This is a genomic window from Phenylobacterium sp. NIBR 498073, from assembly GCF_027286305.1.
GTDB lineage: Bacteria > Pseudomonadota > Alphaproteobacteria > Caulobacterales > Caulobacteraceae > Phenylobacterium.
The window spans coordinates 3,569,499-3,585,637 of record NZ_CP114599.1 but is presented as its reverse complement, the minus strand read 5'-3'; the positions used below and the strand labels follow the sequence as shown (position 1 = coordinate 3,585,637).

12 protein-coding genes are annotated in these 16,139 nt (G+C 70.0%); 6 read left to right on the top strand and 6 right to left on the bottom strand.

Annotated features, from left to right (window positions below):
* The first annotated feature begins 96 nt into the window (after positions 1 to 96).
* Complete coding sequence (locus O4N75_RS17910; RefSeq protein ID WP_269626804.1) at positions 97 to 2,400, top strand: ATP-binding protein; 2,304 nt, start codon at positions 97 to 99, stop codon at positions 2,398 to 2,400.
* 101 nt (positions 2,401 to 2,501) lie between these two features.
* Here O4N75_RS17910 and O4N75_RS17905 read toward each other — a convergent pair whose 3' ends face one another.
* The 4 genes from O4N75_RS17905 to O4N75_RS17890 all read right to left on the bottom strand — a co-directional run bounded on the left by O4N75_RS17905 (position 2,502) and on the right by O4N75_RS17890 (position 7,159).
* Positions 2,502 to 3,647 carry an epoxide hydrolase family protein gene (locus O4N75_RS17905; RefSeq protein WP_269626803.1) on the bottom strand — a complete coding sequence of 382 codons (1,146 nt, stop codon included), beginning with the start codon at positions 3,645 to 3,647 and terminating at the stop codon, positions 2,502 to 2,504.
* Between the two features lie 69 nt (positions 3,648 to 3,716).
* Positions 3,717 to 4,709: a hypothetical protein gene (locus tag O4N75_RS17900; protein WP_269626802.1), complete on the bottom strand. Its 993-nt coding sequence runs from the start codon at positions 4,707 to 4,709 to the stop codon at positions 3,717 to 3,719.
* Between the two features lie 34 nt (positions 4,710 to 4,743).
* Positions 4,744 to 6,555, bottom strand: coding sequence for an alpha/beta fold hydrolase (locus tag O4N75_RS17895; RefSeq protein WP_269626801.1), 1,812 nt, complete (start codon positions 6,553 to 6,555; stop codon positions 4,744 to 4,746).
* A 1-nt stretch (position 6,556) separates the two neighbouring features.
* Positions 6,557 to 7,159 carry a TetR/AcrR family transcriptional regulator gene (locus O4N75_RS17890; protein WP_267232655.1) on the bottom strand — a complete coding sequence of 201 codons (603 nt, stop codon included), beginning with the start codon at positions 7,157 to 7,159 and terminating at the stop codon, positions 6,557 to 6,559.
* An 82-nt stretch (positions 7,160 to 7,241) separates the two neighbouring features.
* Here O4N75_RS17890 and O4N75_RS17885 point away from each other — a divergent pair, with 82 nt between their 5' ends.
* From O4N75_RS17885 to leuA, 5 genes are all read left to right on the top strand, one after another.
* Positions 7,242 to 8,291, top strand: a complete 1,050-nt coding sequence (locus tag O4N75_RS17885; protein WP_269626800.1) for a DUF2855 family protein — start codon at positions 7,242 to 7,244, stop codon at positions 8,289 to 8,291.
* Between the two features lie 24 nt (positions 8,292 to 8,315).
* Positions 8,316 to 9,707, top strand: a complete 1,392-nt coding sequence (locus O4N75_RS17880; protein WP_269626799.1) for a carotenoid oxygenase family protein — start codon at positions 8,316 to 8,318, stop codon at positions 9,705 to 9,707.
* Positions 9,708 to 9,930: 223 nt separating this feature from the next.
* Positions 9,931 to 10,911 carry an NADPH:quinone reductase gene (locus O4N75_RS17875; RefSeq protein ID WP_269626798.1) on the top strand — a complete coding sequence of 327 codons (981 nt, stop codon included), beginning with the start codon at positions 9,931 to 9,933 and terminating at the stop codon, positions 10,909 to 10,911.
* A complete protein-coding gene (locus O4N75_RS17870; RefSeq protein ID WP_269626797.1) occupies positions 10,908 to 11,282 on the top strand; it encodes a nuclear transport factor 2 family protein in 375 nt (124 codons plus the stop codon). The genes O4N75_RS17875 and O4N75_RS17870 overlap by 4 nt, the downstream gene beginning before the upstream one ends.
* A gap of 177 nt (positions 11,283 to 11,459) precedes the next feature.
* Positions 11,460 to 13,127: a 2-isopropylmalate synthase gene (gene leuA, locus O4N75_RS17865; protein ID WP_269626796.1), complete on the top strand. Its 1,668-nt coding sequence runs from the start codon at positions 11,460 to 11,462 to the stop codon at positions 13,125 to 13,127.
* A gap of 259 nt (positions 13,128 to 13,386) precedes the next feature.
* On the opposite strand, the gene O4N75_RS17860 is transcribed toward leuA, so the two are convergent.
* Positions 13,387 to 14,091: an energy transducer TonB gene (locus O4N75_RS17860; RefSeq protein ID WP_269626795.1), complete on the bottom strand. Its 705-nt coding sequence runs from the start codon at positions 14,089 to 14,091 to the stop codon at positions 13,387 to 13,389.
* Positions 14,091 to 16,133, bottom strand: a complete 2,043-nt coding sequence (locus tag O4N75_RS17855; protein WP_269626794.1) for a TonB-dependent receptor — start codon at positions 16,131 to 16,133, stop codon at positions 14,091 to 14,093. The genes O4N75_RS17860 and O4N75_RS17855 overlap by 1 nt, the downstream gene beginning before the upstream one ends.
* Positions 16,134 to 16,139 lie beyond the last annotated feature (6 nt).

Sequence of the window (16,139 nt, the reverse complement as noted above, 5' to 3'; positions counted from 1 at the left end):
GGGCGTCCTTCGTAGCGCGGCCTCAGGTCACGGCGAAACCCGGAGTTTTCTGGTTTTTTCATAGACGCCGAGCATGCTGGCTCTGGGGGGAGCTTTATGGGTGGTTCGAAGGCGGTGGACCTGACCTCGCGGTTGGCGAGCGTGGCCCGACTGACGCCGCATGCGGTGGTGCTGTGCGATCCGGCCGGGCGGATCGACTGGGTCAATGACGGCTTCACGGCCATGACCGGCTATGAGTTCGACGAGGTGAAGGGGCGCACCCTGGCGCAGGTGCTGCGCAGCCCCGAGGGCGATCCCGAAACCTGGGCGATGATTGACGCCGCTGCGGCGGTCGGCGAAGGCTTCCGCGCCGAGGTCGTCGATCAGACCAAGGACGGGCGGCGGATCCATGTCGACGTCGACATGCGGCCGAGCTATTCGGCCGACGGCGTCCTGGACGGCTTCATCGTGATCACGGCCGACATCTCGGCCGCGCACGCCACCCGCGAGCGGCTGAAGTCGACCTCGCTGGCGCTGAAGTCGGCGGGCCGGCTGGCGCGGCTCGGCGGCTGGGAAGTCGATCTCGAAGCGCAGGTCGTGCACTGGAGCCCGGAGCTGGCCGAGCTGTTCGGGCGCCCCATGGTCGACGACCAAACGGCGTCGCTGGCCGTCTACGTCGAGGACGACCACGAGGCGGTGCTGGAACACCTGCGGCAGGCGATCGCCACCGGCGCTCCGATCGACTTCGAGGCCCGGGCGCGCACGGCCGACGGCGCGCCCATCTGGGTCCGGGTGATGGGCGAGACGCGGATGGTCGACGGCCGCTGCGTGGCGCTGCATGGCGCCACCCAGGACGTCACCGCCCAGCGCGAGGCCACCGCAGAGTTACGCGAGTCCGAGCGTTTCGGTCGCGGGGTGATCGACAGCGTCGCGGCCTATCTTGCGGTCATTGACGAGCAGGGCGTGATCATCGCCGCCAACTCGGCCTTCAAGGCGCTGGGCGCCGAGCTGCTGGGGGTGGACGTCTATCCGATGGGGCGCAACCTGTTCGGTGTGTTCGGCGGCCTGTCGGGCGGCAAGGCGCTGGTGCGCGGGGTACGTTCGGTGATCGCCGGAGAGGCGGCCAGCTTCTCGCGCGCCTACCAGGCGAATGACGGCGAATGGTTCCGGCTGACCGCCGCGCGGTTCCAGGGCGAGGGGCCGGTGCGCTGCGTGGTGGTCACCCAGTCGATCGAGGATCTGAAGCGCTCTGAGCGGCGGCTGAAGGTGGTCAACGCCTCGCTCAAGCGGGCCCGCGACCAGGCCAACGCCGCCAATGTCGCCAAGTCGGCGTTTCTGGCGACCATGAGCCACGAGATCCGCACGCCGCTGAACGGGGTGCTGGGCATGGCCCAGGCGATGGAGCGCGACGAGCTGTCGGCCCGCCAGCGCGAACGGCTGGGGGTGGTGCGTCAGGCCGGCGAGACCCTGCTGGTGCTGCTGAACGACTTGCTGGACCTGTCGCGGATCGAGGCCGGGCGGCTGGAGCTGGAGGACGCGGTCGTCGACATCGTCGCCCTGATGCAGGGAGCGCAGTCGACCTTCGGGCCGCTGGCCGCGGAGAAGGGGCTTGCCCTGCAGCTGGAGGTCGAGCCGGCGTTGAAGGGCGTGTGGGTCGGCGACCCCACCCGTGTTCGCCAGATCGTGCACAACCTGATCTCCAACGCAGTGAAGTTCACGGCCGCGGGCTGGGTGCGGGTACGGGCCCTGCGCCGGGCCGGCAAGCTGGTGATCGAGGTCGCCGACACGGGACCGGGCATCGCCGCCGAGCGTCAGGGCGCGCTGTTCCAGAAGTTCGTGCAGGAGGACGCCTCGACCACCCGGCGCTATGGCGGATCGGGGCTGGGGCTGGCGATCTGCCGCGAGCTGACCGAGCTGATGGGCGGAACCATCGCAGTGGCCTCGCAGCCCGGCGAGGGGGCGAGCTTTACGGTGACGCTGCCGCTGGTGCGGGCCAAGGCCGCGCCGCAGACGGCGCCCGAGGCGGCGGTCGTCGCTCCGGCCGGCGAGGTGCGGGTGCTGGCGGCCGAGGACAACCCGATCAACCGGCTGGTGCTGAAGACCTTGCTCAGCCAGGTGGGCGTCGAGCTGCGCTGTGTCGAGGACGGCGCGGCGGCGGTGGCGGCCGCACAAGAGGGCGGCTGGGACGTGATCCTGATGGACGTGCAGATGCCGGTGATGGACGGGCCAAGCGCCGCGCGGGCGATCCGCGAGCGCGAGGCCGAGCAGGGGCTGTCGCGCACGCCGATCATCGCCCTGACCGCCAACGCCATGGCTCACCACGAAGCCGAGTACCTGGCCGCCGGCATGGACGTGCTGGTGCCCAAGCCGGTGGAGCTGGAGCGGCTGATCGGCGCGATCGCGGCGGTGATGGAGGGGTAGGGCGCCAAATTGCTCCCCGACTGAAGGGACCGCTGATTCAGCAGGCCCCCTCCGTCTCGATGCTGCGCATCGATCCACCTCCCCCAACGGGGCAGGAATTGTCAGCTGTGCTCCCGGCCCCAGGCCTGCACGTCGGCGACGAAGAGGTCGGGTTCCTCCATGGCGGCGAAGTGGCCGCCGCGCGGCTGATCGGTCCAACGGACGATATTGTAGGCGCGCTCTGCCCAGCCGCGGGGCGGGGCGGTGTAGAGCGGCTCGCCCGGGAAGTTGGCGAAGGCGGTCGGGGTTTCGCAGCGCTGGCCCTCGGCCAGGGCGACGCCGCCTTCCTCGAGGAAACCGCGATAGTACCAGGCGCCGGTCGTGAAGCTGCCGGTCATCACATAGAGCATGATGTTGGTCAGCAGCCTGTCCTTGGGGTGGACCTGGTCGAAGGGCCTTTCGCGCAGGTCCGACCAGTCGTGGAACCGTTCGGCGATCCAGGCGGCCTGGCCGACCGGGTTGCCCGCGCCCATCCAGGCCAGGGACTGCGGCTTGGAGGCCTGGAGCCGGAAGTAGGCGCCCATCAGCTCCATCATCTGGCCCTGGCGGGTCAGCCAGGCGACCTCGGCCTCGTCCTTGGGGCCGCCGAACGGGCGCAGGGCCATCATGTTGAGGTGGATGGCGCGGACGTGGTTGTGGTGCTCATGGCCGAGCCAGGAGGTGATCATGGCCCCCCAGTCGCCGCCCTGGGCGAGATAGCGGTCATAGCCCAGCACCTTCGTCATCAGGGTGTTGAACAGCCGCGCGGTGGTGCGCTGGCCGATCGGGCGGACCGGCTTGGACGAGAACCCGAAGCCCGGCAGCGAGGGGATCACCAGGTCGAAGGCGTCCTTCGGATCGCCGCCGAAGCGGCTAGGGAAGGCGAGCTTCTCGATCGAGTCCCAGAACTCGTAGTGCGAACCCGGCCAGCCGTGGCTCAGCAGCAGCGGCCGCCGGCCGCCGGCCTCGCCGACGACATGCACGAAGTGGAGGTCGTAGTCCTCGACCTTGGCGGTGAACTGCGGGAAGCGGTTGAGGTCGGCCATCGCCGCGCGCCAGTCGTAGGCGCCGGTCCAGTGGGCGCAGAGCTCCTTGAGATAGGCCCCGTCGCAGCCATAGGCCCAGCCGTCGGGAACCTCGGGGATCGGCGGCCACGGATAGGCGCGGATCTGATCCAGCACCGCCTGCACGGCCTCGTCGCTCCAGGCGACCTCGAACGGTTGAACCACGTGACCCATCTCCCCTGATCGTTGGGCGGAAGATGGGGGACTTGCCCCAAGGGGCGTCAAGGGGCGACGTCAGCGCCGGGCCTTGCGCAGTTCGTCGACGGCGACCTGGTTCTGCAGGGCCAGGGCCTGGAGCGCCAGACGGGTATAGGCTTCGGGATCAACTTCGAACCGGCCGACCGCGCTCGCGTGGCCGACATAGCCAAGCCGGCTCTCCCAGGTGTCCACCGATTGCCCGCCGGCAGCGGTGGAACGCGCCGGGCCGCGATCGCCCTGGACCAGGCCGAAATCGCCCGGCGCCTCGAGCGAGCCGTCGACCTTGTACTCGAAAAAGCCGCCGTGCTGGCCGACCCGGACCCGCCAGGGTTCCATGGAGAAGCCGCCGATAACGGGCCCGCCGTGAATCATCGGCTTGTAGGAGGCTTGGGCGCCCCGGGCGAGGATCGCCATCGGCCCGCCGCCCGAGGCCTGCACATAGGCGTAGTTCACGGTGAAGCGCGGCGCGACCATGGTGGCGTCGAGGTCGCGCGTCATCGCCCGCACCGCGCCCAGGTTGACCGGCATCGCGCTTTCCGGCCAGGACCCGAGCCCGGTCGGATGCACCAGGGCGTATGACTGGCGCGCGCCCAGGTTGCTCATGGTCTGAATCTCGATCTGGCCCGCGCCGGCCTTGAGCTGGTCCGCGCCGGGGGTCGCCCGCCAGTCGTCGGGAGTGACCACCGTAAAGCCCGCGGCTTTCAGGCGTTCAACGAAGTCGGCATAGGCCCGGTCGGTGATCGCCTGGATCAGTTCGGGCTCTGCGCCGCTCAGCACGGTTTCCGCGGTGGCGCGGGTGTCGGTAGTGCTGGCGCTCGCCCGGGCGCGAACCATGAATGAGACGCGGTAGGACGGCACGAAGACGCTCGTGCGCACCTTGTCGCCGGCCAGCACGTTGCGGGTGAACTTCTGCGGCGCGGCCGAGGGCAAGTCGATCGGCGCATCGAGGGCCGCCGGCCGCTCGAAGGCCCGGGCTTCGCCCGTCGTGAAGGCCAACACCACAGCCGCGCCCGCCAATAGTCTGAACATCTCAAGCCCCCACCCAAAGGTCGAAGCCAGGATTTCATAAGGGGGGAGCAGCCCGCATCCCCGCTTTGGATACCAGGACGGCGATCTCCCCGGCGTGGGTGTCCTGGAGGAAACGGCCGGCCTCGGCGATGCGCACGTGCCGCAGGCCGGGCAGGCCGCGCCAGGGATCTTCCTGAGCGGCGGCGGCCCAAAGCGGGTCCAAGCCGCCGGTCACGACCGTCCAGGGCGCAGGGCCGGCGAGCAGCGGCGGCCGCCAGCGCGGATAGGCGGTTTGCTCGGCGGCCAGTCCGTCGGCCGTGCGCGCGCCGCAGGTCAGCAACTCGGCCACCGCGGCGTGGCGCCAGACCGGATCCTCGATCAGGGCCGCGTCGGCGGAATGGCCCCCGAACAGGCGGCGGATCAGGGTCTCGGTGAGCCGCACGCCGGCTTTCCGGCGCAGCAGAGCATAGATCGCGACGATCGCGCTGGGGTGCTGGGCGCCTAGGCGGATCCAGCCGTCGATGAGCTGCACGCCGGGTAGTCGCGCCTGGGGCGGGCGCGGCGAGATCAGCACGCCGGCCTGCACGCGTTCGGGATGCAGGGCGGCGAAGGCCAGCGCCGCAGGCGCACCGCCATCCCTGGCCAGCAGCCGCACGCGCTCCAGGCCAAGTGCGTCGAGCAGGCCCGCCATGTCGCCGGCTGCGGCGACGAACGGATCGCCGCCGGCCGGATCGGTGAGGCCAAAGCCCGGCCGGTCGACGCCCAGGGGGCGAAGGCCGCGGGCCTGGAGCGCTGCGCGCAGACGGGTCGCCACGCGGCGCGAACCCATGCCGCCATGCACAAACAGCACCGGCTCGCCGTCAGGAGGGCCGAAGTCGGCGGCGGCGACCTGGCGGCGGGCGAGATAGAAGATCCGGGTGGCGCCGAGCAGCCCTTCGCGGTCGGAGCAAGCGGTTTCGTCGGCCTCGGCGAAGGCGACCAGCGCGCGCGCTTCGGCCAGGAAGCGCGGCAGTTCGGCCAATCGCTTCTGGCCGGTCCGGGCAAGTATTTCCCTCGCCTGGTCGCGGACGGTGTGTGTGCTGAGGCCGAGCGTTTCGGCCGCATGGGGCAAGGTCGCGCCTTCGGCCAGCAGATGGCTCAGGCGCATCTGTGCGGGCGTCGCGCCCAAGGCTCGTCTTAGTCCGACATCGCGCGCCCAGTCGCAGACGCTCTCATCGGCCAGCAGGCGGGTCAGCCGCGCGAGCAGCGCGCCGCGACGGTCGGCTCCGGTGCTCTTCAGCAGCCGCCGCACGCGCTTGCGGACAGCAGCCTCCGACAAGGACAGCCGCTCGGCGATGGCGTCGAGGTCGTCGGCCTGCATCAGTTGGTCGAGCAGTTCGTGCTCGGACCGGCCGAGGCCGTAGACGCGCGCGGCGAAGTCGGCGAAGCCGCGCATGCGGCTGGGCGCGAAGGCCATGGCGACCAGCGCGCTGTCCCCGGGCGCATTGGCCAGCGCGCCGGCGACGGGCCAGGCGGCGGCGTGGCGGCGGGCCGCCAGCACGGTCAGCACCGCCTGTCCGCGGCGGTCTTCCAGGACTAGGTAGGCCCGTCCGGATCGAGCCGCGTGCGCCGTGGCCGGCGGGATCGCCGGCGCCCCGACCCCGAAGAGGTCCGTCCAACCGCCGCCGGCCCAGGCGAGGGTTCCGCCGTGGATCACCGCCGCGGCGAAGCCTGCCTCAGGCGCCGCAGGGCGGCATGCGAGGGATTCATTGCCGGCGTCGTGCAGGCCGTCGAGCTGCGGCGCCCGGTTGTCGGCGACGTCGCGCTCCAATTCCGCCCAGAGCGCGAAGAACCGATCGGCCTCGAACTCACGGGCGGGCGGTTTCAAGTCACGCCCCCGGCCGCAGGCCCTTGGCGAGGGTATGGCCGAGCTGGCGGTTGATGATGCGGGCCATGCCCTTGGGCAGTTTGCCGGCCAGTTCGAGGGTCACCGCCCCGTGGGTGGCGGCCCAGTACATGCGGCCGATCTCCTCGGGGTCGCCTTCCATGACGCCGGCCTCGACCAGGCCCTTGATGTAGGCCGAGCGCATGGCGTTGGCCCGCGAGGCGGCGGCGACCAGCTCGGGGTAGTCCTGCTCGTGCGGCTGGTTGAGATCGAACATCAGCTTGTAGGTCTGCGGGTGTTCGAAGGCGAAGTTCAGATAGGCCTCGCCCACCGCCGAGCTCTTGGCCTTGGCGCTGCCCTGGGTGTGGGCGAGCGCGGTCTCCAGCGCTTCGGCGAAGCGGTTGAAGCCGTTGGTGCGCACCGCCGCCAGGATGTCTTCCTTGTCGGTGAAGTAGCGGTAGGGGGTCATCGGGCTGACCCCGAGCTCGGCGGCCAGCTGGCGCATGGTCACCGCGTCCGGTCCCTTTTCGGCGAACAGCTTCTCAGCCGCGTCGCACAGGCGTTCGCGGAAGTCGGCGACATCGGACTCGGAGAGGACGCGGGGCATCGGTAAAATCGACCCAAAAGAAAGTGCTTGTCCTGGGTTAGCTCTTACGTAATAAATTTACAATGTAAAAGGCGAGGAAGCGATGTCGGACTGGGATGTGCTCGTTGCGCGGGACGATCTGCGCCATGTCGAGGTGCGCGAGGCCGCCCCGCGGGCGCCGCTGGCGGACGGCGAGGTCCGGCTGGAGGTCGAGCGTTTCGCGCTGACCGCCAACAACATCACCTATGGCCTGATCGGCGAGGCGTTCGGCTACTGGAAGTTCTTCCCGGCCGAGGGCGGGCTGGGCCGCATCCCGGTCTGGGGCTTCGCGCGGGTGGTGGAATCGCAGGCGGCGGACACGCCCGTCGGCCTGCGGGTGTTCGGCTACCTGCCGATGTCGAGCAGCTTCACGGCGCGGCTGGCGCGCAAGGGCGGCGGCTATGTCGACACCTCCGCGCACCGGGCCGGGCTGCCGCCGACCTACAACGCCTATGCCGAGGCGCCCGAAGAGGCGATGGATGATCATCGGGCGCTGCTGCGGCCGCTGTTCATGACCTCGTGGCTGCTGGACGATTTCCTGTCCGAGGACGCGTCGGTGAAGACGCTGGTGCTGTCGAGCGCGTCGAGCAAGACGGCGATGGGCCTGGCCTGGTTCGCGCGGCGGCGCGGCGTGCCGGTGGTGGGGCTGACCTCGCCGGGCAACGCCAAGACCCTGGGGGCGCTGGGCCTCTACGACCGCATCGTCCCCTATGGCGAGGCGGCCGCGCTGAAGGTCGAAGGGCCGGCGGCCTATGTCGACTTCGCCGGCGACGCGCAGGTGAACGAGACGGTCCACAGCGCCCTGGGCGAGAGCCTGGCTCGCAGCATCATCGTCGGCGGCACGCACTGGAGCGGCGATCGCGCGCCGCGCGCGCTGCCCGGCCCGCAGCCGGTATTGTTCTTCGCCCCCGACCAGATCCGCAAGCGGGCGGCCGAATGGGGCCCTGAGGAACTCGACCGGCGGTTCGCCGCGGCGCTGCGCGAGTTCGTAGCCGACGCCGGCTGGCTGAGGCTCAAGCAATCGACGGGCCCTGAGGGGCTTCTGGCCGCCTATCGCGAGGTGCTGGAAGGCCGCGCGCGGCCCGACGAGGGACATATCATTCGACCGGCGTGAGGCCGGCGTCAGAGGAGGAAGACCATGGACGGCGATGCCCGCATCAACCCCTATCTGTCCGGTAACTTCGCGCCGGTCCGCAGCGAGGACGACTTCGAACTGACGGTGATCGGCGAGATCCCCAAGGGCCTGCGCGGAACGCTCTACCGCACCGGGCCCAATCCGCAGTTCGAGCCGCGCGGCGAGTATCACTGGTTCTCCGGCGACGGGATGATCCACGCCTTCCATGTCGAGGACGGCAAGGTCAGCTACCGCAACCGCTATGTGCGTACGCCCAAGTGGGAGGCGGAGAACGCCGCCGGCCGGGCGCTGTGGGGGGCGTTCGGCAACCCGGCGACCACCGATCCCAGTGTGCTCGGCAAGGACAGCGGCGGGGTGGCCAACACCAACATCGTCTTCCACGCCGGCAAGCTGCTGGCGCTGGAGGAGGGGCACCTGCCCTTCGAGATGCAGCCGCGGACCCTGGAGTCCAAGGGACCGGTCGAGCCGTATAAGGGACGGGTCACGGCGCACCCGAAGATCGATCCGAAGACCGGCGAGATGGTCTGGTTCGGCTACGGGATCGGGCCGATGCCGTTCGGCACGGGGATCAGCTACGGCGTCACCGACGCGACCGGCAAGGTGGTGCGGCGCGACGACTTCGAGGCGCCCTATTCCTCGATGATCCACGACTTCTTGGTCACCGATAACTACGTGCTGTTCCCGGTGCTGCCGCTGACCGGCAGCCTGCAGCGGGCGATGAGCGGCCTGCCGGCCTTCGCCTGGGAGCCCGACAAGGGCAGCCACGTGGCGGTGATGCGCCGCGACGCCGACGTCTCGACGATCCGCTGGTTCAACGCGCCGCCGTCCTACGTCTTCCACCCGATGAACGCCTGGGAGGAGGACGGCAAGATCATCGCCGACGTGTTCCGCTATGACAGCGCCCCGCTGTTCCCGAACGCCGACGGCTCGCCCGGCGCCAAGTCGGCGGCGCGGCTGGTGCGCTGGACCTTCGACCTGACGGGGAACTCGGACGCCATCAAGGAAGAGGCGATCGACGACCTGGACGGCGAGTTCCCGCGCTTCGACGAGCGGCATGCGGGCCTGGCCTATCGCCACGGCTGGTACGCGGCCGATCCGTCGGGCGCCAAGACCATCAAGCAGACGGCGATCGCCCACCTGGATCTGAAGACCGGCAAGCGCCAGGTCTACGAGCTGAGCGGCGGCGACATGACGTCGGAGCCGGTGTTCACCCCGCGCTCGGACAGCGCCGACGAGGGCGACGGCTGGGTGACGGCGGTGGTCTGGCGGGCGGCCGAGAACCGCAGCGACTTCCTGGTGTTCGACGCCCAGGACGTCGCCAAGGGCCCGATCGGGACCGCGCAGCTGCCGCGGCGCGTGCCGTTCGGGTTCCACGGCAACTGGGTGTCGGAGTAGGCGAACCTCGAGTGTCACCCCGGAAAGCGCGAAGCGCTTGTCCGGGACCCATTCGCGGGGAGCATGGAGCGCTTGGCGCGGGCTGAGCCGCTTCCCGCACTATCTGGTGTTCATGGGTCCCGGTCTTCGGCTACGCCGAAACCGGGATGACACTGGATCGCGCGCCCTTCTTTTCCGCTCGGACCTCCCCTAGACCTGTCCTCCTCAACGAGTTGGAGGGGCCATGCGGGCGATCTGGTACGAGCGGACGGGGCCGGCGCGCGAGGTGCTGGAACTGGGCGAGCGGCCCACGCCGCAGGCCGGGCAGGGCCAGGCGCTGGTCCGGGTGCGGGCCTCGGGGGTCAACCCGTCCGACGCCGGGATGCGGGCGGGACCTGCGCCGATGGCCTACCCGCGCATCACCCCCAACAGCGACGGGGCCGGCGTGGTCGAGGCGGTGGGCCCGGGCGTCTCCGAAGCCTGGGTCGGCAAGCGGGTCTGGTTCTACAACGGCCAGCGCAACGGCCGGGCCTTCGGCTCGGCGGCCGAGTACATCGAGCTGGACGTCGACCTGCTGAGCGAGCTGCCGGACACAGTGTCGTTCGCGGAAGGCGCGACCCTGGGCATTCCCTGCATGACCGCGCATCGCAGCCTGTTCCTGGCCGGACCGGTGCAGGGCCGCACGGTGCTGGTCACCGGCGGCGCCGGCGCGGTCGGCCACTATGCGGTGCAGCTGGCCGCTTGGGCCGGGGCGAGCGTGATCGCCACCGTCAGCTCGGAGGAAAAGGCGCAGCGGGCCCGCGAGGGCGGGGCGCATCACGTCATCGACTATCGCCGCGAGGACGTCGCCGCGCGGGTGCGCGAGCTGACCGGCGGCGAGGGCGTGCATCACGTGGTCGAGGTCGACTTCGGCGGCAACCTGGCCTCGACGCTGGCCAGCGTGCGGCTGAACGGTTCGATCGCCTACTACGCCACCAAGGGCGCGCGGGAGCCGGTGATGCCGGCCGGGGCGATGATGGGCCTCAACCTTCAGATCAACAGCGTTTACCTGCCGGTGTCGCCGCACGAGGCGCGGCGCCGGGCGCAGGCCGACATCACCCGCTGGATCGGGACCGGCGAGCGCATGCTGTCGGTGGCCGGGCGCTTCCCGCTGGAAGACTGCGCCGGTGCGCACGAACTGGTCGAAAGCGGCGGCAAGGTCGGCACCGTGGTGGTCGAGCCGTGACCGCTCCCGAAGACGCTATCCGCGCACGGCGCAAGCTGACCAACAAGCTGATCGCCGCCCACGACGCGCCGCGGCTGAAGCCGTTCTTCGCAGCCGACGCCAACCTGATCTCGGGCGAGGGCGGCCTCTTGATGGGCGCGCCCGCGATCATCGCCGCGTTCGAGGCGCAGTTCGCCGACCCGAGCTTCGTGACTTATCTGCGGACGACGCAGAGCGTGACCCTGGCGGGCGACGGGATGCGCGCCGCCGAGACCGGGACCTGGCTGGCGACCTGGAAAGACCAGACCGCGACCGGGCCCTATCTAGCTGCCTGGAAGAAGGTGGTCGGCCAGTGGGTGATCGAGAGCGAGACGTTCGTGACGGTCGGCTGAGAGCGCCGCAAGGTTGAACCGCGCACGGGCGGCGGCTATGAAGGGCCATGGTTCGCACCTTTGCAGCCCTTCTTGCGCGACTTACCGGCGGCCGCCGGATCTAATCGGCTGCCCCGGCGGCGGCACGCCAGCCTCATCGACAATTCCGACTGCCCGCCTCCCAGAGAGAGCTGCACAATGCTGCGCGACCCTTCCGTCAAATATCGTCCGTTCCCTCAAGTTCACCTGACCGACCGCCAGTGGCCGTCGAAGACCATCACCAAGGCGCCGCGCTGGCTGTCGACCGATTTGCGCGACGGCAACCAGGCGCTGGCCGACCCGATGAACGCCGAGAAGAAGCAGCGCTTCTTCGATCTGCTGGTCGGCATCGGGGCCAAGGAGATCGAGGTCGGATTCCCCTCGGCGGGCGCCACCGAGTTCGACTTCATCCGCGGCTTGATCGAGCAGGGCAGGGTGCCCGACGACGTGATGATCCAGGTGCTGACCCAGTCGCGACGGGACCTGATCGAGACCAGCTTTGCGGCGCTGGAGGGCGCGCGCACCGCGACCGTGCACCTCTACAACGCCGTCTCGCCGGTCTGGCGCGAGGTGGTGTTCGGGCTGGACCGCGCGGGCGTGAAGGCGCTGGCGATCGAGGGCGTCAGCATCATGCGCGAGCAGGCCGAGCGGCGGCCGGGCACCGACTGGCGCTATGAGTACAGCCCCGAGACCTTCTCGACCGCCGAGCTGGAGTTCAGCCTGGAGGTCTGCGAGGCGGTGCTGGACGTGCTGGAGCCGACGCCGGAGAAGCCGGTGATCCTGAACCTGCCGGCGACGGTCGAGGCGGCCAGCCCGAACATCTATGCCGACCAGATCGAGTGGATGTGCCGTCACATCTCGCGGCGCGAGGCCGTGGTGATCTCGCTGCATCCGCACAACGACCGCGGCACCGGGGTGGCGGCGGCCGAGCTGGGGCTGATGGCCGGCGCCGACCGCATCGAGGGCTGCCTGTTCGGCAACGGCGAGCGCACCGGCAATGTCGACCTGGTGACCCTGGCGCTGAATCTCTACACGCAAGGCGTCGATCCGGAGCTGGACTTCTCGGACATGGAGACGGTCGTGAAGACCGTCGAGTACTGCAACCAGCTGCCGGTCCACCCGCGTCATCCCTATGCCGGCGAACTGGTGTTCACGGCGTTCTCGGGCAGCCACCAGGACGCGATCAAGAAGGGCTTCGAAGCCCAGGCCAAGCGCAACGACCAGCTCTGGGCCATGCCCTATCTGCCGATCGACCCGGCCGACCTGGGCGGCAGCTACGAGGCGGTGATCCGGGTCAACTCGCAGTCCGGCAAGGGCGGCGTCGCCTGGGTGCTGCAGCAGGACAAGGGCCTGAAACTGCCCAAGCCGATGCAGGCGCACTTCAGCCGCGCGGTGCAGCAGTTGGCCGACGAAACCAGCCGCGAGCTGGCGACGGCCGACATCTGGGAGGCGTTCGAGCGGGCCTACCACCTGACCCCGGGACAGAAGTTCGAGCTGGCGAGCTTTGAAGAGTCCGGTGTCTCGCGGGTCGACGGCCAGCGGGTGTTCGTCGGCCAACTGCGGCTGGACGGGCGCGAGATGACGATCCGCGGGCGCGGCAACGGGCTGATCTCCAGCCTGCTGGCGGCGCTGGAGGCCGACTGCGGGCTGAAGCTCGACGTCGCCGATTTCCAGGAGCACGCGATCGGGGCCGGCAGCGACGCCATGGCCGCGGCCTATGTCCAGTGCCGCACGGCCGACGGGCGCACGGTGTTCGGGGTGGGGATGGACGCCGACGTGGCGACCGCCTCGGTGCGCGCGGTGCTCAGCGCGGCGAACGGGGTGTAGGCCCCACAGAGTGTCATCCCGGAAAGCCCATAGGGCTTGTCCGGGACCCATTCGCGCCTGCGTCCGCCGGTAGTGGTGAACACCGTGGGCTTGCTTCCAGGATCTGGTGTTCATGGGTCCCGGTCTTCGGCTGCGCCGAAACCGGGATGACACGTTTGATCGCCACTCGTGCGGGTGAAGGCCGGGGTCCAGCGCGTCGACCGAACCGGTGACCGACGCCAAGCCCGGTCGTGGGCCTCGGCCTTCGCCCGGACGAGCGTCAGCGGGTGAGGAAGAACTCCACGGGGGTTGAGACCTCGATCCGTTCGCCACGCACGCTGTGCGGGGCGCCGGGGAACGGGTTGGAGCGGTCCAGCATGGCCATGGCCTCGGCGTCGAGGCTGGCGTAGCCGGACGAGCGGACGACGTCGCCGCCGAGAAGCTGGCCCTGGCGGTCGACCGCGAAGTGGACATGCACGACGCCCTCCTCGCGACGCATGCGCGCGCGCTTGGGGTAGGTCTTGTGCGCCTCCAGCCAGGCGCGCAGGCGCGAGGCGTAATCGGCGCCGGCGCCGTTCCTGGCGTCGATGTCGAGGCCGTCGCGGGTTCCCTGGCGCTGAGCCGGCGCGGCCTGGGCCGGCGGCCCGGAGGCGGCTGCGACCTGCGCAGGCGGGGGCGAGGGGGCCAGCGTGGCGGCGGCCGTAGATGACGCAGCAGGCGCCTCGCGCGGCTGAGGCGGCGCGGGGACAGAGGCGGAAGTCGTCGGCGCAGGATCCCGAGGAGGGGAGGAAGGAGCCTGCGCCGACGTGGGGACCGGGGCGTTATTCGCGCCGCCCCGGACCTGAACCAACTCCGCCATGATCACGGTCTCGTCCCACACGGGCGGCTCGTCGGCCGCCGAGCGCACGACCAGGGCGATGAGGCCGAGGTTCAGCGCCGCGGAGACCGCGAAGGCGAGCGTGCGTGCGGGCGTGACCGCGAACATCAGAACGTCCGCGCCAGAGTCAGCTTGAAGGTGCGGCCTTCGGCGTCGAGCGACTGCAGATGGCGGCGGAACTGCTTGTCGAGGACGTTGTCGACTGCGGCGCGGACTTCCAGGCCCTCGAACGGGCCCTGGTCCGGCGTCCAGGTCACGAACAGGCCATGCACGCCGTAGCCGCCGGTGCGGCGGCCGCCGGGGCCGATGTCCTCCTGGTCGGCGGCGAATTCGCCGCGCCAGCCGGCCGAGAGGTTCTGGTCGGTGAAGCGCCAGCCGACGGTCATGTCCAGCTCGTCGGCCGGGATGGTGTTGAGCGGCTGGCCGGTGAGGCGGTTCTCGCCCTCGATACGCGAGAGGCCGGCGCGGGCGAAGAGGTTGCGCGAGGCGTATTCGGCCTCGATCTCGACGCCCTGGAACCGCGATTCACCGATGTTGACGAAGTAGGCCGAGTTGGCCGTGCCGCGGGTGATCAGGTTGGAGACGTCGTTGCGGAAGGCGGTGACCTTGGCGCGGACGGCGTCGCCCTGGGTCAGCACGTCGTCGAACGACAGGGTGAAGCCGCCTTCGAAGTTGTCGGACTCTTCCGGCTTCAGGTTGAGGCTGAAGTTGTTCGCGGTGGCGCTGGTGCGGCTGTAGATCTCGTCCAGCACCGGCATGCGGACGGTCCGGGCGACCGAGCCGAACACCGCGAAGTTGTCGGTGAAGGAATAGAGCACCGCCAGCTTGGGCGAGGCGGCGCTGTCCTCGACCTCGGTGCGGTTGGTGACGCCGGCGCCGGGCTTAAGCTTGGTCCAGTCGACGCGGACGCCGGGGATGATGGTCAGCCTGTCCGACCAGATCAGCTCGGCCTGGGCGTAGAGGCCGTACTTGCCCATGTCGCCTTCCGGGTGGGTGGCGGCGCCGGGCACGGTGTTTCCGGCGGCGGTGACCCGCGGATTGCGGCGCTCCTGCTTGTAGGCCTGGGTGCCGAGGAACAGGAAGCCGGTCCAGTCCTCGCCCCAGTCGAAGCGCGAGGTGTTCTGGATGCGGCCCTGCCAGGTCTCGTAGGAGAACTCGGAATAGACCACGCCGGACAGGAAGGTGGTCTCGCGCTGCTCGACCTTGGAATTGGCGTAGGAAGCCTGGGCCTCGAGATCGAACAGCTTGGAGCCGCCGAAGTCGTTTTCGTAGCCGAAGGTGGCGGTGACGTCGTCGACCTTGCGGCGGACCGGCGTGGTCCCGAACGCCTCGGCCTGGTCGTAGATCTGGGTGCTGTCGGACAGCCAGTTCTGATAGGTCGCCCAGACGCTGTGGTCATTGTCGCCGCCGATGTAGTAGCGGCCCTTCAGCAGGTACGAGCTGGAGGTGACGCCGGAAGGGACGACCGTGGTCCCGTCGCCGCTCTTGTAGTCGTCGGCCTCGCGGCGGGTGTACATCGCCAGAAGGTCGAGGTTTTCAGCCGGCTGGCCGGCGAGGATGGCGGCGCCGAACAGGCCTTCGTTGTTGCTCTCGAAGCCGGCGCGCAGGCGCACGGCGAAGCGGTCATCCCCGGTCAGGAAGTCCGAGGCGTCCTTGGTGGTGAAGTTGACCACCCCGGCCAGGGCGCCCGCCCCGTACAGGGTGGACGAGGCCGGGCCGCGCAGGACCTCGACGCGCTTGTACATGTCCGGCTCGCTGAACAGCGCGCCCATCCGGTACTGTTCGTAGAACTTCGTCACCCCGTCGATCTGGGTGAGGATGCGGCTGTCGGAGTCGGCGATGCCGGTGCCCATGCCGCGGATGTTGAAGCCCTGGCCGAGGGCCGAGACGCCGCCGACGACGCTGACCCCGGGAATGGCTTCTAGCAGATCGCCCATGGTGGTGGCCTGGGCGTCGTCAATGTCGTCCTGTTCGAGGGCGGTGACCGCCTGGGGCGTGTCGATGGCGACCTTCTCGGCGCCGGCGGAGACGACGATGCGGCCGAGCGAGAGCTGGGCGGCCGCGCTCTCAGGCGCCTGCTGAGCGTTCGCCGCCCCGGCCAGCAGCAGGACCGAGGCCCCCGCCAGAAGTCCGTACCGTCCACGCGCCATAGATCT